The organism is Modestobacter marinus, assembly GCF_019799945.1.
Classification (GTDB): Bacteria; Actinomycetota; Actinomycetes; order Mycobacteriales; family Geodermatophilaceae; genus Modestobacter; species Modestobacter marinus_B.
The window spans coordinates 1-17521 of sequence record NZ_JABGCH010000041.1 but is presented as its reverse complement, the minus strand read 5'-3'; the positions used below and the strand labels follow the sequence as shown (position 1 = coordinate 17521).

Sequence of the window (17521 nt, the reverse complement as noted above, 5' to 3'; positions counted from 1 at the left end):
GGGTCAGCCGAGCCCGGCGTAGACCAGGACGAGCAGGACGACGGAGAGCGCGGCCGTGCCGGCGATGGCCAGCGCGCGCTGCCGCCGGGCGGCGACCAGGACGCCGGTCGCCGCGGCGCCGGCCACCAGGCCGCCCACGTGCCCGGCCAGGGAGACCCCCGGCAGGAAGCTGATCAGCAGGTTCACCCCGAGCAGGGTCAGCAGCCCGCGCAGCTCCTGCCGCCGGTGGACGAGCACGACACCGAGCGCGCCCATCAGCCCGTAGATCGCCGTGGAGGCGCCGGCCACCTGGCCGAACGGCACCTCGAACAGCTGCACCGACGCCGCGCCGCCCAGCACCGACACGAGGTACACGGTCAGGAAGCGGGCCCGGCCGAGCGCCCGCTCGAGCTCGGAGCCGAAGACCAGCAGGGCCAGCATGTTCAGCGCCAGGTGCAGGATCCCGTAGTGGAGGAAGGCCGCCGTCAGCGGCCGCCACCACTGGCCCGCGTCGACGAAGGCCGGGACCTGCGCCAGCTCCTGGAACAGCCGGGAGGACCAGTTGTCCAGCGGCGTGCGGCCGCCCAGCGCGGCGAGTGCCGCGGTGAGCAGGAACAGGGCCACGTTGAGCCCGATGAGGGACAGCGTGACCGGCCCCCAGCGGCGTCCGGCACGGCGGACCGCGGCCCGGCGGCTGGGCCGGCGCACCCCGGCGTTCCCGGCCCGGACGTCGTCCGGGCACTGGAAGCCGACCGCGGCGGGGTTCATGCAGTCCGGGCAGATGGGCCGGCCGCAGCGCACGCAACGGACGCCGGTGGGCCGGTCCGGGTGCCGGTAGCAGGTGGGCGCCGGGGGCGCCGGCCGCGGTTCACCCGCGCCGGCACCCCCGGGGACGTCGGGCGGAGTCAGCTGCGCTGCACCTCGACGGACTCGATGACGACGTCCTCGACCGGCTTGTCGCCGCGGGCGGTGCGGACGGCGGCGATGGCGTCGACGACCCGGCGGCTCTCCTCGTCGGCGACCTCACCGAAGATCGTGTGCCGGCGGTTGAGGTGCGGGGTGTTCGCGACGGTGATGAAGAACTGGGAGCCGTTGGTGCCCGGGCCGGCGTTGGCCATGGCCAGCAGGTAGGGCTTGTTGAAGGCCAGCTCGGGGTGGAACTCGTCGCCGAACTGGTAGCCCGGACCGCCGAAGCCCTGCCCCAGCGGGTCGCCACCCTGGATCATGAAACCGCTGATGACCCGGTGGAAGATCGTCCCGTCGTAGAGCGGGTCGGTGCTCTTCGCGCCGGTCGAGGGGTGGGTCCACTCGCGGCGGCCCTCGGCGAGGTCCGCGAAGTTCGCGACCGTCTTGGGCGCGTGGTCGGGGAACAGGTCGATCGTGATGTCGCCGTGGTTGGTGTGCAGGACGGCACGCCGGGCAGCGGAGGTCTGGTCGGTCACGGGCACCACTCTCCCACTGACCGCCCGGCGGCGGTCCAGGGGTGGCAGTCAGTGGCGGTCCGCCGGTGCCTCAGCGGGTGCAGGCGGCCGAGAGCTCCCCGTGATAGGCGAGCACCAGCGGGGCGCCCGTGCACACGATGCTGCGGCCGGGCTCGCCCGCACCGCGCCGGCACCGGCACCGCCCATCGGCGACTCGGCGGCGAGGAAGGACTCGAGGAACCCCGGCCCGACCTTCCGGTCCACGCGTGTGCCGTCGGGTCGACGCCGTTCATCTCGGCGGCGTACCGGTATGCCTCCTCGCGGCAGCGGCGGCGAGGAGGTCGGGCGGCGCTTCCTCCGACCGCACGGCCACTCGCAGCCCGTCGTGTCCCTCGGTCACGAGCTGCGGCACCGCCGCAAACGCGGGCAGGTCGCCGAGGTCGTCACCGACCACCACGACGGCCCGTGCGCCGGACTCCCCGACGACCCGGTGTACGCCGTCGCCCTCGTCGCTGGGCACCGCCGGTCGCAGTTCCCGGACCATCTTGCCCGGGATGAGCTCCAGCCCTTGTTCTTCTGCGATCTGGCGGACGGCCCGGTCGGGGACACGGCGCGTGTGGACGGCTGCCGAGTAGCTCTCATTCTCCAGCCAGGCCCCGCTCTCGCGCACGGCAGGCGAATCAGCCAGGGCCGCCGTAGCGGCGGCGACGGTCGGTCTCGCCGCCACCCGTGGCCATGAGAGTCTTCCTGGCTCGGGTGCGACCCTGCAGGCCGCGGTACGGCGGACAGGTAGCGCCGATGCGCGTGTCCCCCGGACACGCTCGGTCGGGACGTGCGACCGGAGTGCGCGGACGAGGTGGGGGACCCGACCCGTCACGGGGCACGAAGGGATCGCCCGGGCGTCCGGGACCGACGACGAGGTCAGGTCCCGGGTGCGCCGGATCGGGCTCGGGAGAGCCTGGGTCGACGGATGGTCGGGGAACATTACGTCGGAGCCCGCGCTCCGGCGTCCACGGTCAACCCCGGCTCACGACGGTCGTGACCGGCAGCCCGGAGCGGCGCTCGATCTGGTTGGGCACGTCCGAGCCCAGCCAGCGCGACACACGCCTGGGCAGGGTCGCCACGACCACCTCGTCGAACTCGCGCTCGCGGAGTGCTTCCTCCACGGCCTCGACCGGGTTCGCGCTCCCCAGGTGCCCCTCGGCCTGGGCGCCCAGCTCAGCGAGCTCGGCCAGCACGTCGGCCAGCCGGGCCCGTGCCTCCTCCGTGGCCTCTTCGTCCGTCGCCGGAGCGCCGTAGCTGGTGGCCATGGTCGGCATGGGGACGAAACCCCCGGCCGCGGGGACGACGTGGTAGTGCCTGGCAGCGGTGTTCGGGACCACCACGTAGAACGAACACTGCCCCGCCGCGACGCGCTGCTGGAGCTCTCTCCTTAGTTCTGCGCCGCCGATGGTCTGGTTGGCGACGACGAGGACGCTGCGCATGTGACCGACCTCCGGTCTCGATCGGCCCGCCGACTCCAGTGCGGAGCCGACGGGAAGCCTCGTGGGACAGCGGGTCCGGCACGGCCGTCACCGTGCCGCCCGCTCGCTCACACTGTGGTCCCGGTTTGCATCTCCTCCAGCTCCTTGCCCTTGGTCTCGCGCACCCAGCGCAGCACGAAGACGAGGGACAGCACCGCGAAGACGGTGTAGATGCCGTACGCCAGGGCCAGGGAGACGTCACTGAGCGCCGGGAAGGTCACGGTGATCAACCAGTTGGCCACCCACTGCCCGCCCGCGGCGAAGGCGAGCGCCGCGGCACGGATCCGGTTGGGGAACGCCTCCCCCAGCAGCACCCACACCACCGGCCCCCACGACATGCCGAACGCGACGACGAACAGGTTCGCCGCGACGAGAGCGATCGGCCCGGTGACCTCCGACAGCACCGGCGCGCCGGCCTCGTTCAGGGGTGCGGTGCCGAAGATGACCGCCAGCGTGCCCAGCGTGACCGCCATCCCCACCGAGCCGATCAGCAGCAGCGGCCGGCGGCCGAAGCGGTCGACGCTGGCGATGGCGATGAGCGTGGTCGCGATGTTCACCACGGACGTGATGACCGTGATGACGAACGAGTCGTTCTCGCTGAAGCCGACGGCCTCCCACAGGACGTTCGAGTAGTAGAAGATGACGTTGATCCCGACGAACTGCTGGAAGACCGACAGGCCCAGGCCCACCCAGACGATCGGCAAGAGACCGCCCCGCGGGGCGCGCAGGTCGGCCCACGACGGCGGCTTGTCCCGCTCCATCGTCTCCCGGATACGGTTGATCTTGATGTCGAGGCCGCGCTCGCCAAGCAGGGTGCTGAGGATTCTCCGCGCCTCGGGAATCCGGTGGGTCGCGATGAGGTACCGCGGCGACTCGGGGATGGTCAGCGTCAGCAGGCCGTACACAACGGCGGGGATCGCCATGGCGAGGAACATCCACCGCCAGGCCTCCAGGCCGAACCAGAACTCCCCCCGCGACCCGCCCGCAGCCCTGGCGAACAGGAAGTCGACCAGCAGGGAGAGGAAGATGCCGGTGACGATGGCGAGCTGCTGCAGCGAACCCAGCCGACCTCGAATCCGGGCCGGGGCGACTTCCGCGATGTACGCCGGGGCGATGACGGATGCGACGCCGACCCCGACGCCGCCGACGATCCTGCCGATGACCAGGACGACCAGGTTGGGCGCGAGGCCGGCGACCAGCGCGCTGATGAAGAACAGCACCGCGGCGACCTTCATCGTGAACAGCCGGCCGAAGCGGTCGGCGAACTTCCCGGCCGTCAGCGCGCCGGCCGCGGCGCCCAGCAGCGCCGAGGCCACGGCGAAGCCGAGTGAGACCGGGTCGGCGTCGAACCTGTCCTCCACGGCGGAGACGGCGCCGTTGATCACCGCGCTGTCGTAACCGAAGAGGAAGCCACCGAGTGCGGCCACCGACGCGATCCGCACGGCACTTCGGCCGCTCCCGGTGTCGGTCTCGTCGTAGATGGACGCCTGCTCGCTGAACGAACCGTGCTCGCTCATCCGATCCCCCTCCGCCCGTACCCGGTCACTCCCTGCCCTGCGCCGCCCGGCCGTCCGGTTGAACCGGCCGAGCGCTGTTCATCTGCCGGTCACCGGTGCCGCGCGAGGTCGGCGGCACCGACGATCCCGGCCTCCGGACCCAGCTCGGCGAGCCGGACGCTCGGCACGTCCTTCCCGTAGGCACGCGCGGTGACTGGCCATGCCGTGCCCGAGCCAGGTCCCGACCACGCGGAACGCCTCCAGCGCCGCCTCGTCGCCGTCCTGGGCCGCCTCGGTGACCGCCAGCCCGGTGATCGCCTCCGGCTGGCCACCGGCCAGCTCCAGCAGCCGGCCCGCGATGGCGGGTGAGACGGAGGCAAGCTCCTGGGCCTCACGGACAAGCGCCGTTCCGCTCGCGTAGCGCTCCCAGCAGCCGCGCTCCCCGCAGCCGCAACGCCGTCCCCCCGGCTCAACCACCATGTGCCCGAACTCGGCGGCGATCCCGAGCCGGCCGCGGTAGAGCTCACCGTCGACCACCAGGCCGCCGCCCAGCCCGCTGCCCAGGGTGAGGATGACGAGGTACCCCGGCCCCGGCCGGCGCCGAACCGGGCCTCCGCCCAGGCCGCGGCATCGGCGTCGTTCTCCACCACGACAGGCAGGCCGCACCGGGCCTCGATCGCGGCGCGCAGGGGCTCGTCCCGCCAGGCGAGGTTGGGTGCGAAGACCACGGTGGAGCGGGCGGCGTCGACGAAACCGGCCGTGCCGATGCCCACGGCCTCCACCTCGTGCGAGGCCCGTAGCTCCTCCACGACGTCGACGATGTCCCCCTGCTCGTCGACCACGCCGGCCGCGAGCTTGGTCCCGCCGATATCGACGCCGGTCGTCAGCCTCACGGTCTCACCCGAGTTCGAGTGCGACGTTGGCCGGACTGCCCCCGGGGTGGGCGACGAGCCTCCGACTCCCCCGCTGGCCGAACAGGTCGAGCCAGGCCTCACCGATCACGACGAACATCTGCCTGCTCCCCTCGCGCATGGTGCTGGGTGCGCCGGCGCGACCGGCCCGTCGTCGAGGTGCGCGGTCGGGTTGCGGAGCTCTCTGGCCACAAGGGGTACGCCACCGGCTGCTCAGCGGCGTGTGATCTGGATCTCACCGGGCGAGAGGATCGTATCGGGCTCCCCCGGTCGGCTCCACCCCACCGCCGCTCCCGCGACCTGCCGGGTCGGCGGTGTCCGGACATCGCCGGGGTCCTCTGGTCGCAAGACTCTCGGGCGTCGTCGAGCGTGGCGCCCGTAGCCCTCGCCGTCGCCATCCCGGCGAGGTGGGCAGCACGGCTAGGAGGCCGGCATGAGGATCGCCGAGACCCCGGAGCGGAAGGCTCGAAGAACCGGCTCACCGGGGAGACCGTGCGCCTGCTCGCCGCCCTCGCGGAGCGGGCCGGCCTGCGGGAACGCCCCGAGGTGATGTTCCGCGGCAAGCACATCAACACCACCGAAGACCGTGGTTCATGCGCCGGCGCAGCAGACGCCGGCCGGAACCCGTTCGCGCTGCAGCCTGCTCATGGCCCGGACGACCCGGCTGGCCGCTTGCGCCCAGTGGCTGGGCCGGCAGCAGCGGGCGATCGCGGCGAGCCGGGCGGACGCCGCGGCCCGCTGGAGCTGGGCAGCGCGGTCAGCGGCGACCATCTGGGCGACCTCTGGCGTGATCATGATGTTCTCCTCGTGTGTGTCTGCTGGTCAGCAGCAGGCGGCCGCGGTCGCGGGCTGGTCGGCCCCCGTGGAGGCGGTTCCGCAGCAGACCCCGCCGGCAGGCGCCTGCCCGGCGTCGACGAGGGCCTTCGGGCTGATGCCGAAGGTCTCGCTGTCGGCCAGCACGGTGTAGACCTCCCAGCGCTCTCCGCCCGGGCCGGTGACCCACACCTTGTCCTGGGTGGCGAAGCAACAGGTGGTGCCCATCTCCTCGTCGGTGAACAGCCCCTCACCGGACAGGCGGGCGATCTCGGCGTGCACCTCGTCGGTGGAGTCGACCTCGACGCCCAGGTGGTTGAGGCTGCCGCCCTTGCCGGGGTTCTCCAGCAGCACCAGCTTCAGCGGCGGCTCGGCGATGGCGAAGTTCGCGTAGCCGGGCTTGCGCTTGGCCGGCTCGGCGCCGAGCAGCTTGCTGTAGAAGGTGACCGCGGACTCGAGGTGGTCGACGTTCAGGGCGAGCTGGATGCGGGACATGGGATGCCTCCTGGGCGTCATCTGAAGAGCTGGCCTATATTGACACACGTCGATGTGACCTAGACTGGATCGGATATCGACCGTTGTCAATACGAATGTTGAGGAGACGTCCGATGAGCGTGCGCGAACAGCCGGTGCTCGAGCAGCCCGACGTCGTCGCCTGCTGCGCGCCACTGAGCGCCGCGGTGCTCACCGAGACCGAGGCCGCGACGTTGGCTCACCAGTTCGCGATGCTCGCCGACCCGGTGCGGCTGCGCCTGGTGTCGCTGCTTTCGAATGCCGGCGGCGCCGTATGTGCATGCGATCTCGTCGAGCCGGTCGGCAAGAGCCAGCCCACGGTCTCCCACCACCTGACCCGACTGGTCGCCGCGGGGATCTGCGTGAGCGAGCGGCGGGGACGCAACGTCTGGTACGCGGTAGTCCCGGCGGCGCTCGAGTCGCTGCGGGGCGCACTCGCCACCAACTGACCCTGCCCGGGCGCTCCGTTCATCGACTGTTTGCTTGACCGGTAGAGGCCGGCCACGTTTGATCAGCGCGTGCTGACATCACCGGTGACTGACGAGTTGCTCCGGGCGCTGGCCGATCCCACCCGGGCGCGGATCGTGGAGCTGCTCACCGTTGAGCAGCTATGCGTCTGCCACCTGGTCGCCGAGACTGGCGCAACCAGCTCCAACCTCAGCAACCACCTGCGACTGCTCCGCTCCGTCGGAGCCGTGGAGGCCGAGCCGGCCGGCCGCTACACCTATTACCGGCTGCGCCCGGAGGTCCTCGAGGCGGTGTCGGCGCACTACGCCGCGCTGGCCTCGCGCTCCCGCCTCGCGCTGGCGGTGAAGCGGCCGTGCGACTGACCCTGCTGGCCCGCCAGGCGCTCGCCGAGTTCCTCGGCTCCGCCGGACTGGTCGCCGTCGTCATCGGCTCCGGCATCGCCGCCTCGCGGCTGTCGCCGGACGACACCGGGCTGCAGCTGCTGGAGAACGCGCTGGTCACCGGCGCCGGGCTGGTCGCGCTGATCCTCGCCTTCGGCCCGGTGTCCGGCGGCCACTTCAACCCCGTGGTCACGCTCGCCGACCGGTTCTTCGGCGGCGTGTCGACGAGGCAGGTCGCCGTCTACCTCCCCGCGCAGCTGGCCGGTGGCGCGCTCGGTGCGATCGCGGCCAACCTGATGTTCGACCTGCCCGCGGTGAACGTCTCCACCCACGAGCGCTCTTCCGGCGGTCTGTGGTTGTCGGAGGCGCTGGCCACCTTCGGGCTGGTCGTGCTGATCTTCGGGCTCGTCCGGGCCGGCCGTGGGGCGATGGCGCCGTTCGCCGTGGGCGCCTACATCACCGCGGCCTACTTCTGGAGTTCCAGCACGTCGTTCGCCAACCCGATGATCGACGTCGCGCGGACGCTGTCGGACACCTTCGCCGGGATCGCGCCGTCCTCGGTGCCGATGTTCGTGCTCACGCAACTGATCGGAGCGGCGGCTGCCGTCGGCGCGGTCCTGGTGCTCTACCCGGGGATCGCCGAGGACGCCGACGCAGCCGTGGTGCCGCACGACGGCACCGGCGCCCCTCCCACGACCGGCGCTCCTGCGCCGGGATCCACTGGTGCCGGCTTCGCCAGCACCGGCCCTCGCCCCGTGCCCGAACGGGCCCAGGAAGAAGTGCGACCATGACTGCGCACACGCCGGCCGAGCAGGCCATCGCCGACCAGCAGGTCAACCGGATCGTCGAAGACCTCGTCCACGACTACGCCGACCGCTTCCCCCGGACACAGGTGGAGGAGGTGTACCGGGACAGCTACGACAAGCTCGTCGCCACCGCCAAGGTCACGACCTTCCTGCCGGTCCTTGCCGGCCGTTTCGCCGGCGAGCGGCTCGACGCCCGGGCGCTGGCCGAGGGCAAGCACGCCCACCGGGCGCCCGCGGTGCTCTTCGTCTGCGTGCACAACGCCGGCCGCAGCCAGATGTCGGCAGCGTTGCTGCGCTCCTACGCGGGGCAGTCCATCCACGTGTACACCGCCGGTTCCGACCCGGCTGAGGCCATCCATCCCGAGGTGCGGACGGCGATGACCGAGATCGGCCTGTCGCTGGAGCAGGAGTTCCCCAAGCCGCTGACCCACGACGTGCTGTCGGCCGCCGACGTGGTGGTCACCCTCGGCTGCGGCGATGAGTGCCCCGTCGTCCCGGGCCGCCGCTACGAGGACTGGCCGGTCGCCGACCCTGCTGGCGCCACCGCGTCGCAGGTCGCCGCCATCCGCGCCGATCTCGACGCCCGGGTCCGTGAGCTCATCGTGTCCCTGCTGCCCGGCCTGGACCTGCCGGCGCCGATGTCGCCGGCGGCACAGCCCGCGGCCCGGTGAGCACGGGCACGCGGCTCGTCATCGTCGGCGGATCCGACGCGGGCATCTCCGCCGGGCTGCGCGCCCGCGAGGTGGACCCCTCGGCCGAGGTGACGCTGATCGTTGCCGACGCCTATCCGAACTTCAGCATCTGCGGCATCCCCTATTTCGTCTCGGGCGAGGTCGGCGACTGGCGCAACCTCGCCCACCGCACCCTGGCCGAGCTGGAGGCCACCGCCCTGCAGCTGCGCCTGGACACCCGGGTCACCAGCATCGACGTAGGCGGCCACCGGATCGCGATCCGGACCGCCGACGGCGCCACCGAGACGCTGGACTACGACCGGCTGGTCGTCGGCACCGGCGCCGTCCCCGTACGCCCGCCCATCGACGGGCTGTCGACCCTCGGCCCGGCCGACGGGGTACACCTGCTGCACACGATGGACGACACCTTCGCGCTGACCGGGTCGCTGGAGCGGTCCGGTGTCCGGTCGGCGCTGATCGTCGGTGCCGGCTACATCGGCCTCGAGATGGCCGAAGCACTGACCACCCGCGGCCTGACGGTGCACCAGGTGGAGATGCTGCCCGAGGTCCTGCCCACCGTCGACGTCGAACTCGGCGCGCTCGTCCGGGCCGAGCTCACCGACAGGGGCGTCCAGGTGCACTGTGGCGCCGCCGTGACCGCGGTCGCCCGCACCGACGCCCGCGACAGCGATGGCGCTCGGCTGCACGTGACCGGCACAGGACCTGCCGGCGAACCGGTCGGCTGGGACGTCGACGTGGTGCTCATCAACGTCGGCGTCCGCCCCGACGCCGCCCTCCTCGTGGCCGCCGGCGCGACCACCGGTCCCCGCGGCGCGGTGATCGTCGGCGAGGACATGGCCACCGGGCTCCCGGGCGTCTGGGCCGCCGGAGACTGCGTGGTCACCCGCCACCGCCTGGCCGGCGTCACCTACCTGCCGCTGGGCACCACCGCACACAAGCAGGGCCGGGTCGCGGGCGAGAACGCCGTCGGCGGCACCGCTCGGTACGCCGGGAGCCTCGGTACCCAGGTCGTGAAGGTCTTCGACGTCGTCGCGGCTCGCACCGGACTGCGCGAGCACGAAGCAGTCGCGGCCGGCTACCGGCCCGTCTCATCGACCACGGTCGCCAACGACCACAAGGCCTACTACCCGGGGGCTCAGTCGATCACGATTCGGGTCACCGGGGACGCCGACACCGGCCGCCTGCTGGGTGCCCAGCTCATCGGCCGCCGCGGCACCGAGACCGCCAAGCGGGTCGACATCCTCGCGACCGCGCTGTTCCACGGCATGACCGTCGCCGACCTGCTCACCCTGGACCTCTCCTACACCCCGCCGCTGGGCTCTCCGTGGGACGCCGTACAGATGGCCGCGCAGGTTTGGGTGGCGCAGCACGCGCCCGGCCGGCCGATGACGGACGCCGACAGCGCGTCGTCGGCGGCATGACCGCGAGCCCCAGGTCGAAACACCCCGGTCCACAGCCGCGGGTGCTGTTCGTCTGCGCGCACAACGCGGGCCGCTCCGCCCTGGCCGCCGCGCTGGCCCGGCATCACGCCGGCGACCGCATCGAGGTGGACTCGGCCGGCACCACACCGGATGCGGGTCCGAGCGCGTCCACCATCGCCACCCTCGCCGAACTCGGGATCGACGACTCGGCGCACCGGCCCACGGCCGTCACCGCGGCTCGAGTGGCTGCTGCCGACGTCGTCGTCGCGATGAAGCCCGGTCTGGACCTGCCCCGCGTCGCCGGCGTGCGCTACGAGACGTGGACGCTGCCCGACCCGGCCGGCTGGGACACCGACGGCATCCGGCCGCTCCGGGACGCCATCGACCAGCGCGTCCGCGCCCTGCTCACCGAGTTGCATCCTGACGTAGCCCCCGCGTGACTCCCCCCGCCCCACCCGAGAGGTCCTCCGTGTCCGACAAGCCCAGCGTCCTGTTCGTCTGCGTCCACAACGCCGGCCGCTCCCAGATGGCCGCCGGCTGGCTGCGCCACCTCGCGGACGACGCCGTCGAGGTCCGCTCCGCCGGATCCATTCCCGCCGACCAGGTCAACCCCGCCGCCGTCGAGGCCATGGCCGAGGTCGGCATCGACATCACCGACCAGACCCCGAAGGTCCTCACCACCGAGGCCGTCGAAGGTTCCGACGTCGTCATCACCATGGGCTGCGGCGACGCCTGCCCGATCTTTCCCGGCAAGCGCTACCTGGACTGGGCGCTGGAGGACCCCGCCGGCAAAGGCGTGGAGTCCGTCCGGCCCATTCGCGACGAGATCGAGACCCGCATCCGCGGCCTGCTCGCCGAGCTGCGGAGCGAGTCGGCCGCCAGCCGATGAGCGACCGGCCCAAGGTCCTGTTCGTCTGCGTCAAGAACGCCGGCAAGTCCCAGATGGCCGCTGGCCTTATGAAGCAGCTGGCCGGCGACGCCGTCGTCGTCTCATCAGCCGGCACTCAGGTCGGCGCAGCTCTCAACGAACTCTCCCTTGAGTCGCTGGCCGAGATCGGCGTCGACATCACCGGGGAGCACCCGAGCGCCATCACAGCCGACATGGTCCGGGCCGCTGACGTCGTGGTCACCCTCGGCAGCGAGGCGCACGTCGACCCCGTCGACGGCACGCGCTTCGAGAAGTGGATCACCGACGAACCCTCCGAGCGAGGCATCGACGGCATCGAGCGTATGCGCCTTGTCCGCGACGACATCGCTCGCCGCGTCGCCACGCTGGCCCAGGACGTCGCCGCTGGCTGACGGTGGTGATGGCCGTTCCTCCAGTCGTCCTCCAGTTCCGCGGGATGGAGCTCTACCTGCATCCACCAACTTGTGACTGTAGGTAGTCCGGCAACAGTCGTAAGAAGCCACCGCTCGAATGGCTCCGGTTACCGTGCCAGCGTGACTGCCGGGGACGAGATCGTGCCTCGTACTGAGCTGGCCGGGCGGTCCACCACCAGACAGCGGTGGCTCGCCTTCGCAGCCGGCGCCGCGGTCGGGTTGCTCGGCGGCCTGGTCGGACTCGGGGGCGCGGAGTTCCGGCTTCCGTTGCTGTTAGGGCTCTTCGGGTTCGTCGCGCTGCAGGCCGTCATCGTCAACAAGGCCATGAGTCTGGTCGTCGTCCTCGTCGCCTTACCCTCCCGGCTGCTGGCCGTTCCGCCCGCCGAGGTGGCTGGGCACTGGTTCGTCGCGATCAGCCTGCTGCTCGGCAGCCTGCCCGGTGCGTGGCTCGGCGCGGCCTGGGCGACGCGGATGCGAGCTGCGACGCTCTACCGGGTCCTCGGCGTGCTGCTCCTCGGCATCGCCGCGGTCTTCGCCGCCCACCACCTCGAGGCGATGCCGCAGCTGGCGCTGCCCGGTGTTCCGCAGGCCCTGCTCGGCGTGGTCGCCGGCTTCGGCATCGGCGTGGTCGCCGCAGTCATGGGTGTGGCCGGCGGCGAGCTGCTCATCCCGACCATCACCGTGCTGTACGCGGTCGACGTCAAGCTCGCGGGTAGCCTCTCCCTCCTGGTCTCGCTGCCGACGATGGTGGTGGCGTTCCTGCGCTACAGCCGGGACCAGGCCTTCGGGGTGCTTCGGCAGCACGCCGGCTTCGTCCTCACGATGGTCGCCGGCTCCGTGGCCGGCTCGATAGCCGGAGGCCTGCTGCTGGGCACCGTGTCCGAGACCGTGCTGGTGCCGCTGGTCGTCGCGCTCCTGCTCGTCTCCGCCGTCAAGGTCTGGCGGCACGCTTGACCCCTCCTTGACCGCGCTGCAGCCGAGCGGCGGGCCGAGCGGGAGTGCCTCGACCGCCCAGACGGCAGAAGTGCGTCAACGCCATCGCCCGTGTCCGAGGACTGACAGCTGGATCGGTCCGAGCACTGGGACTCCTCAGCCCTCACCGCCCCGGCGATGGTGAATCCGCAGGTCAGCCTCGTGGAGACGAGGGGAATCGAACCCCTAACCCCCGCCTTGCAAAATCGACCGAGGGGTGGTTTGGCGCAGTGGGCTGTGACTGAAATCGGCGGTTGACCAGCGCATTTACCGTTGATCCCTGTCGGGCGGTGTTGGCCGTTTCTGAGCGTTTCGCGGACCATCTGCGGACTTTGTGCGGACTGGGGCCGCCGCAGAAGTCGCCTCGAACAGTTCCCCTGATGACAGCACCCGCCCCCACACCTTCGGGAGTCTCTCCGACTGCGCCGGCCGCCGGAAGGGCGCTGCGCGTCCCTGCGGGATGGGCCTGCGGCCCACCCTTCCCCCGGCGCTGCGCAGTCGGAGGGGAGCTGGTTGTGGGGAAGCGGGGTCGGTTCCGGCCGACCGCCCGCATCCTGCCTCGCCGCGGGAGTGCCCGGCGTCACCGGCCACCCGCCGGCGGTGACGGGTCCTCGGACCAAGATTGGTACAGCTGGTGGATTCCCTCCGACTTCGGCGAGCACGGTGCGCCATCGGGCGTTCTGCGGCTCCGCGCCCATCTCGATGCACCACTGCACCGCCGACTCGAGGGTCTGTCGCGGCGTTGGCGAAGTGCCCGGCGGGGCGGACGGTGTACAGGTGGAGGTGCGGAAAGGTGGCGTGGCTCCTGCCGGCCGGGTGCCAGTGCATCGCCCACAGCTTCGCCTTGTCCGGCGTCCGGAACTCGTACAGGTAGGCCGACGTGCTGACCCGCCAACGCCCCTCCTGCATGTCGTACTTCTCGGGGTCGGTGGGGATGATCCGGTAGTGCATGGACGCCAGGAACCGGCAGCCGGCCGCGTCACCGCGCAGTACGAGGCCGTCTCCGCCGTTCAGGCTCCAGACGTGGGTCTTGTCCGTGGTCGCGCGACCGCCGGGTGAGGCGAGGATCTTGCCCGTGCCGAGGCAGGCCACCGCTCGTTCGAGAGGTACCAGGAACGCTTCCACCGCTTGGTACGGCGTCGCTCCCGGCACGGGGCGTCAGCGTACGAGGGGGAGTGCCATGAGCACGTCGAGCAGCCCCGGGTTGGCATCGGGGTCGACGTCGTCGTACTTGCCCTCGTCGAGGGCCGCGAGGAACTCTTCGCCGCTCAGGTCCAAGGCGGTGCGGGCGATTCGGTCGAAGGCGGCGGCGGCTTCCTCAGGGGTGAGTTCGCTGACCTCGACTTTCGCGCTGCTCTCTGCGATCGACATAGTCACCCCTCCGTCCTTCATCCACACGTCCATCCACAACCACCTGTCTACAGGGTGCCACCGACGGAAGCCGTGCGGCCAGCCGTGGCGCATGCGCCGTCACACGTTCGGGCGGGCCCGGCATCAAGCCGCCGCCCTATTGCCACGTCCGGCAACGTTCGTCCCTGAGGGCGGCCTCAGGGACAGTCGTCAGCTTCGGGCGCGCTGGCATCGTGGTGATGTGTATCCCAGCCCCACAAGGACGCCGCTGGCACCCTTCAGGCGGTGCTGGAGTCCTCAGCGGTTGCTGTGGTTCCGCCGAGTGATGCGACTCGTGGCGATGCCGTTGAGGTATTTCGCACAGTTCCGACAGGTGTCAGCCTCACTAACTGTGCGGGTGAAAGTAGCCGACAAATTCGTTACAAAGGACATCTTCGGCTTTGATAAGCAGTTCGAGGGTGCTGGTTACGTCAGACTGGCAGAGCGGCGTCAGCCCTGACGACGGGGAGCCCGCCGTACCCCTTTGGCGACGTGGGTCAGCGGGGGGGGGGGGTCGGCGCGCCGCTGATGCACGGGATCGCCTCTCGGCGCAGTATTGGGCATGCTCGTGCCAAGCACTGTTGTGCAAGTCCTTGCGTTAGTGGCCCTTGTCATCCCTGGACTGGTGTTTGCAGCCGTACGCCGACTGCTTGTAGGGCCGGTTCCCGAGGACAAAGAGATCGGAGTCCGACTCGCCAGGGCGATAGCCATCAGCGCTGCCCTGGACCTGCTGTATCTAATCGCTTTCGGGCCGACGCTCATTCGCAGATACGTACTAGCGCCAAGCGGGCAAGTTGAGGTAGACCCGGCGCGGTTGGCCGAAGGTATTCGCGGAGTCGCGCTCTGGGCCCTTGTGCTACTTGTGGTCGTACCAGCAGTCCTTGCGCTCTCGACGCACTTGCGGATCCGCTGGCCGCAGAATCGCAGGCGAGAACGGTCCCCCTTGTACATGGCGCCGACCTACCATCCAGCACCTAACGCATGGGACAAGGCTGCGCCCAATATGGCCGGCTGCTGGGTTCGCATCTTTACGTCAGATGGCTACCGGGTGGGAGGATGGATAAGCGATGGAGGGGAATCCTTCGTGTCGAAGTATCCCGAGCCTCGGGATATTTACATCGAGCACGAGTGGCGTCTGAGCAAGTCGGAGCCGACCGGCTCCGACTACGTCCACTCGCTCATCGACGACCACTCCCCGCTGGCCTATCCTGCCCGACGAGAAGGGCACCCAGTGCCGGCTTCCTCGCCCGAGCCGCGACCTACTCCGCCGGCCACGGCATCACCCGTATCGAGCGGGTGATGACCGACAACGCCTGGGCCTACCGGTATTCCCTCAGAAATGCTTGCGCAGCGATTGGAGCCCGACAGGAGCGCATTCGCCCGCACTGCCCGTGGCAAAGCAGCAACTGGAACGCATCAACAGCACCCTGATCGCCGAGTGGGCCGCCTACCGGCAGGCTTCAACCCGCAACGACGACCGCACCGCCGCCCTTGCGCCCTGGATCGAGCACTACAACACTCCCCGTCACCACAGCGCACGCGGGGGCCGCCCTCCGATCAGCCGCCTGGCACCAACCTGATGGCGGGGCACACCTAGGAGGTCAGTGCGTAGGTGTGGGGAACCGGCTCATATCGGTGCCGATCTCGGCCAGGATCACCTGCGCCGCGACCGGCCCGATACCGGGGATCGCCTCTAGGATGGCCGAGCAGTGCGGCGAGACCGAGGGTCCGCGGCGTTCCGCTGTCGTGAGCGAGGGCCGACATGAGAATTCCCGGGCGTTTACGCGTCACGATCGCGAGGAAGGCAGCGGCATGCGTGCTGGGCTCGGTAGCGCTGGTGACATCGAGCAGTGTGCCAGCGCAGGCCTCGTCGGCTCAGCCTCGAGTGGTGTCCGACAACCCGGCTGACAACACCCCGCACATCGTCCTCGACGAACCGTCGTTGAGCGTGTATGCCTTCGCGCAGGTCGGTAGCACCATCTATGCCGGTGGCCGGTTCACGCAGGTGCAGGACCCAGCCAGGACGACGACGTACTCCAGGCAGAACTTCGTGGCCTTCGACAGCGAGACGGGGGCCGTCTCAGCCTTCGACCTGTCGTTCGACGGGATGGTCACGGCGATCGAGGCAACCGCCGATGCGCTCTACATCGGGGGTGCCTTCTCGATGGTCAACGGAATCACCCGCCGGGGGATCGTCAAGTACGACCTGGCCAACAACCGGATCGACCCCACCTTCGCTCCGACGGGCATGCGAACGGTGTCCGAGATCAAGCTCGCCAACGGTGCTGTCATCGCGGCGGGGAACTTCTCGAAGCATGTGATGGCGCTGGACCCGACGACCGGCGCAGACACCGGATCCATCACCATCACGGTCGCCGGGGTGGTCGACCCGGCCGACGAGACCAGGGTCAAGTCCATGGCGGTCTCGCCGGACGGCACCAGGTTGGTGGCCACGGGCAACTTCGCCACGGTCAATGGCGAGGTCCGCGAACGGGCCTTCATGCTGAACCTCGGTCCGACCGCAACGCTGAGCACCTGGCACGCTCCCCGCTTCGACGTGGACTGCTCGGACTCCACCAAGCAGATCAGTGCCCGAGGCGTGGACTTCTCTCCGGACGGGAACTACTTCGTGGTCGTCGCCACCGGGGGGCCGACCGGCACCAACGGGCTGTGCGATGCGGCGGCCCGGTTCGAGACCGCGAACGTCAGCAGCACGGTCGAGCCCACCTGGATCAACTGGACCGGTGGTGACAGCCTCTACAGCGTCGCAGCCACCGGGGCGGCGGTGTACGTCGGCGGACATCAACGCTGGTTGGACAACCCCGACGGCAACGACTCGGCCGGTCCCGGTGCGGTCGAGCGTCCCGGCATCGGCGCCCTCGACCCGGTCACCGGGAAGGCTCTCGCCTGGAATCCGACCAAGTCCCGCGACAAGGGCACGATTGTCCTCTTCGCCACCTCACGCGGACTCTGGGTCGGCAGCGACGGCCCCCTGTTCGGGGGCGAAGATCACGCCGGAATTGGCTTCGCTCCACTGGACGCTCCGTAACCGACAGGTCGGTCACCTCGGCTTCTCGGCAGGGGAGCCGTCGAGGTCGGCACCCGCTAGGCGAGCGACCGTCCGCCCGTTCACCGGGTTGGCTCTCGATGCGAGCCTGCACGGTGGCGATGTCGGCGGTGATCACATCCACCCGATGCAGCATCTGCGTCAGCAGAAGGGCGTGACGCTCGCCGAACCGGCCGGTCAGCGCCTCGGTCAGCCGGCCGGTCTTGGAGCACAGGCGACCGCGGGCCAACTCGGCGAGCATGGGATGCCCCTAGTGCCGGGTCAGGCAACTTTCGCCCGCTTGATGGTTGAGGCCCGCTTGATGACCTTGCGCAGCTTGGGGTCGGTGGCGTGTCCGTTCCGCCAGGCGA

At 70.6% G+C, this 17521-nt stretch carries 21 protein-coding genes and 4 pseudogenes; 14 read left to right on the top strand and 11 right to left on the bottom strand.

The window, feature by feature from the left end; genetic code table 11:
- Window positions 1–3 precede the first annotated feature (3 nt).
- The 7 genes and pseudogenes from HK417_RS22320 to HK417_RS26640 form a co-directional block, all read right to left on the bottom strand.
- Window positions 4–747: a rhomboid family intramembrane serine protease gene (locus HK417_RS22320; RefSeq protein WP_222272174.1), complete on the bottom strand. Its 744-nt coding sequence runs from the start codon at window positions 745–747 to the stop codon at window positions 4–6.
- A gap of 137 nt (window positions 748–884) precedes the next feature.
- The gene (locus HK417_RS22315) at window positions 885–1421 is read right to left on the bottom strand and encodes a peptidylprolyl isomerase (RefSeq protein WP_222272172.1); all 537 of its coding nucleotides are present in this window, start codon (window positions 1419–1421) and stop codon (window positions 885–887) included.
- A gap of 268 nt (window positions 1422–1689) precedes the next feature.
- The gene (locus tag HK417_RS26250) at window positions 1690–2070 is read right to left on the bottom strand and encodes a trehalose-phosphatase (RefSeq protein ID WP_222272170.1); all 381 of its coding nucleotides are present in this window, start codon (window positions 2068–2070) and stop codon (window positions 1690–1692) included.
- A 346-nt stretch (window positions 2071–2416) separates the two neighbouring features.
- Complete coding sequence (locus HK417_RS22305) at window positions 2417–2884, bottom strand: universal stress protein (RefSeq protein WP_222272168.1); 468 nt, start codon at window positions 2882–2884, stop codon at window positions 2417–2419.
- Window positions 2885–2991: 107 nt separating this feature from the next.
- Window positions 2992–4440: a sugar porter family MFS transporter gene (locus HK417_RS22300; RefSeq protein ID WP_222272166.1), complete on the bottom strand. Its 1449-nt coding sequence runs from the start codon at window positions 4438–4440 to the stop codon at window positions 2992–2994.
- A gap of 78 nt (window positions 4441–4518) precedes the next feature.
- Window positions 4519–4956: an ROK family protein gene (locus tag HK417_RS25870; RefSeq protein ID WP_308123775.1), complete on the bottom strand. Its 438-nt coding sequence runs from the start codon at window positions 4954–4956 to the stop codon at window positions 4519–4521.
- A 110-nt stretch (window positions 4957–5066) separates the two neighbouring features.
- Window positions 5067–5192 (bottom strand): annotated as a pseudogene (locus HK417_RS26640) (ROK family protein); the annotation flags it as partial.
- A 267-nt stretch (window positions 5193–5459) separates the two neighbouring features.
- Here HK417_RS26640 and HK417_RS22290 point away from each other — a divergent pair.
- Window positions 5460–5912: pseudogene (locus HK417_RS22290) on the top strand (hypothetical protein); the annotation flags it as partial.
- 9 nt (window positions 5913–5921) lie between these two features.
- Here the strand turns inward: HK417_RS22290 and HK417_RS22285 are convergent.
- Together HK417_RS22285 and HK417_RS22280 are read right to left on the bottom strand one after the other, a co-directional pair.
- Entirely contained in the window at window positions 5922–6125 is a 204-nt protein-coding gene (locus HK417_RS22285; RefSeq protein ID WP_222272164.1) for a hypothetical protein, read from the bottom strand.
- 27 nt (window positions 6126–6152) lie between these two features.
- Window positions 6153–6638, bottom strand: a complete 486-nt coding sequence (locus HK417_RS22280; RefSeq protein ID WP_222272162.1) for an ArsI/CadI family heavy metal resistance metalloenzyme — start codon at window positions 6636–6638, stop codon at window positions 6153–6155.
- Window positions 6639–6751: 113 nt separating this feature from the next.
- Between HK417_RS22280 and HK417_RS22275 the strand changes: the two genes are divergently transcribed.
- From HK417_RS22275 to HK417_RS22235, 9 genes are all read left to right on the top strand, one after another.
- Window positions 6752–7105, top strand: coding sequence for an ArsR/SmtB family transcription factor (locus HK417_RS22275; protein WP_222272160.1), 354 nt, complete (start codon window positions 6752–6754; stop codon window positions 7103–7105).
- A gap of 84 nt (window positions 7106–7189) precedes the next feature.
- Window positions 7190–7486, top strand: coding sequence for an ArsR/SmtB family transcription factor (locus tag HK417_RS22270; protein ID WP_222272158.1), 297 nt, complete (start codon window positions 7190–7192; stop codon window positions 7484–7486).
- The gene (locus HK417_RS22265) at window positions 7477–8295 is read left to right on the top strand and encodes an aquaporin (protein ID WP_222272156.1); all 819 of its coding nucleotides are present in this window, start codon (window positions 7477–7479) and stop codon (window positions 8293–8295) included. Before HK417_RS22270 ends, HK417_RS22265 begins: the two co-directional genes overlap by 10 nt.
- Window positions 8292–8981 carry an arsenate reductase ArsC gene (locus tag HK417_RS22260; protein WP_222272154.1) on the top strand — a complete coding sequence of 230 codons (690 nt, stop codon included), beginning with the start codon at window positions 8292–8294 and terminating at the stop codon, window positions 8979–8981. The genes HK417_RS22265 and HK417_RS22260 overlap by 4 nt, the downstream gene beginning before the upstream one ends.
- Entirely contained in the window at window positions 8978–10423 is a 1446-nt protein-coding gene (locus tag HK417_RS26635; RefSeq protein ID WP_222272152.1) for an FAD-dependent oxidoreductase, read from the top strand. Before HK417_RS22260 ends, HK417_RS26635 begins: the two co-directional genes overlap by 4 nt.
- The gene (locus HK417_RS22250) at window positions 10420–10863 is read left to right on the top strand and encodes an arsenate reductase/protein-tyrosine-phosphatase family protein (protein ID WP_222272143.1); all 444 of its coding nucleotides are present in this window, start codon (window positions 10420–10422) and stop codon (window positions 10861–10863) included. Before HK417_RS26635 ends, HK417_RS22250 begins: the two co-directional genes overlap by 4 nt.
- A gap of 29 nt (window positions 10864–10892) precedes the next feature.
- Window positions 10893–11312 (top strand): arsenate reductase ArsC, encoded by a 420-nt coding sequence (locus HK417_RS22245; RefSeq protein WP_222272141.1) that lies wholly within the window; start codon window positions 10893–10895, stop codon window positions 11310–11312.
- Window positions 11309–11722, top strand: coding sequence for an arsenate-mycothiol transferase ArsC (locus HK417_RS22240; RefSeq protein ID WP_222272139.1), 414 nt, complete (start codon window positions 11309–11311; stop codon window positions 11720–11722). The genes HK417_RS22245 and HK417_RS22240 overlap by 4 nt, the downstream gene beginning before the upstream one ends.
- A gap of 141 nt (window positions 11723–11863) precedes the next feature.
- Complete coding sequence (locus HK417_RS22235; RefSeq protein ID WP_222272137.1) at window positions 11864–12697, top strand: sulfite exporter TauE/SafE family protein; 834 nt, start codon at window positions 11864–11866, stop codon at window positions 12695–12697.
- A 1176-nt stretch (window positions 12698–13873) separates the two neighbouring features.
- Here HK417_RS22235 and HK417_RS22230 read toward each other — a convergent pair.
- Window positions 13874–14119 carry a hypothetical protein gene (locus HK417_RS22230; protein ID WP_261327586.1) on the bottom strand — a complete coding sequence of 82 codons (246 nt, stop codon included), beginning with the start codon at window positions 14117–14119 and terminating at the stop codon, window positions 13874–13876.
- 547 nt (window positions 14120–14666) lie between these two features.
- Between HK417_RS22230 and HK417_RS27050 the strand changes: the two are divergent.
- Window positions 14667–15239 (top strand): annotated as a pseudogene (locus tag HK417_RS27050) (DUF6338 family protein); the annotation flags it as partial.
- A gap of 18 nt (window positions 15240–15257) precedes the next feature.
- Window positions 15258–15684: pseudogene (locus tag HK417_RS25850) on the top strand (integrase core domain-containing protein); the annotation flags it as partial.
- 21 nt (window positions 15685–15705) lie between these two features.
- On the opposite strand, the gene HK417_RS22215 reads toward HK417_RS25850, so the two are convergent.
- Window positions 15706–15804 carry a transposase gene (locus HK417_RS22215; RefSeq protein WP_222272203.1) on the bottom strand — a complete coding sequence of 33 codons (99 nt, stop codon included), beginning with the start codon at window positions 15802–15804 and terminating at the stop codon, window positions 15706–15708.
- A 188-nt stretch (window positions 15805–15992) separates the two neighbouring features.
- Here HK417_RS22215 and HK417_RS22210 point away from each other — a divergent pair, with 188 nt between their 5' ends.
- Together HK417_RS22210 and HK417_RS22205 are read left to right on the top strand one after the other, a co-directional pair.
- Window positions 15993–17153: a hypothetical protein gene (locus HK417_RS22210; protein WP_222272131.1), complete on the top strand. Its 1161-nt coding sequence runs from the start codon at window positions 15993–15995 to the stop codon at window positions 17151–17153.
- An 88-nt stretch (window positions 17154–17241) separates the two neighbouring features.
- On the top strand, window positions 17242–17521 hold a 280-nt coding region (locus HK417_RS22205; RefSeq protein WP_222272129.1), incomplete at its 3' end, for a hypothetical protein.

Coding starts and splice junctions, on each gene's coding strand:
- HK417_RS22320 (WP_222272174.1), bottom strand. CDS start 747: ATGAACCCCGCCGCGGTCGGCTTCCAGTGCCCGGACGACGTCCGGGCC.
- HK417_RS22285 (WP_222272164.1), bottom strand. CDS start 6,125: ATGATCACGCCAGAGGTCGCCCAGATGGTCGCCGCTGACCGCGCTGCC.
- HK417_RS22230 (WP_261327586.1), bottom strand. CDS start 14,119: ATGGACGTGTGGATGAAGGACGGAGGGGTGACTATGTCGATCGCAGAG.
- HK417_RS22305 (WP_222272168.1), bottom strand. CDS start 2,884: ATGCGCAGCGTCCTCGTCGTCGCCAACCAGACCATCGGCGGCGCAGAA.
- HK417_RS22260 (WP_222272154.1), top strand. CDS start 8,292: ATGACTGCGCACACGCCGGCCGAGCAGGCCATCGCCGACCAGCAGGTC.
- HK417_RS22280 (WP_222272162.1), bottom strand. CDS start 6,638: ATGTCCCGCATCCAGCTCGCCCTGAACGTCGACCACCTCGAGTCCGCG.
- HK417_RS22250 (WP_222272143.1), top strand. CDS start 10,420: ATGACCGCGAGCCCCAGGTCGAAACACCCCGGTCCACAGCCGCGGGTG.
- HK417_RS22275 (WP_222272160.1), top strand. CDS start 6,752: ATGAGCGTGCGCGAACAGCCGGTGCTCGAGCAGCCCGACGTCGTCGCC.
- HK417_RS22300 (WP_222272166.1), bottom strand. CDS start 4,440: ATGAGCGAGCACGGTTCGTTCAGCGAGCAGGCGTCCATCTACGACGAG.
- HK417_RS22240 (WP_222272139.1), top strand. CDS start 11,309: ATGAGCGACCGGCCCAAGGTCCTGTTCGTCTGCGTCAAGAACGCCGGC.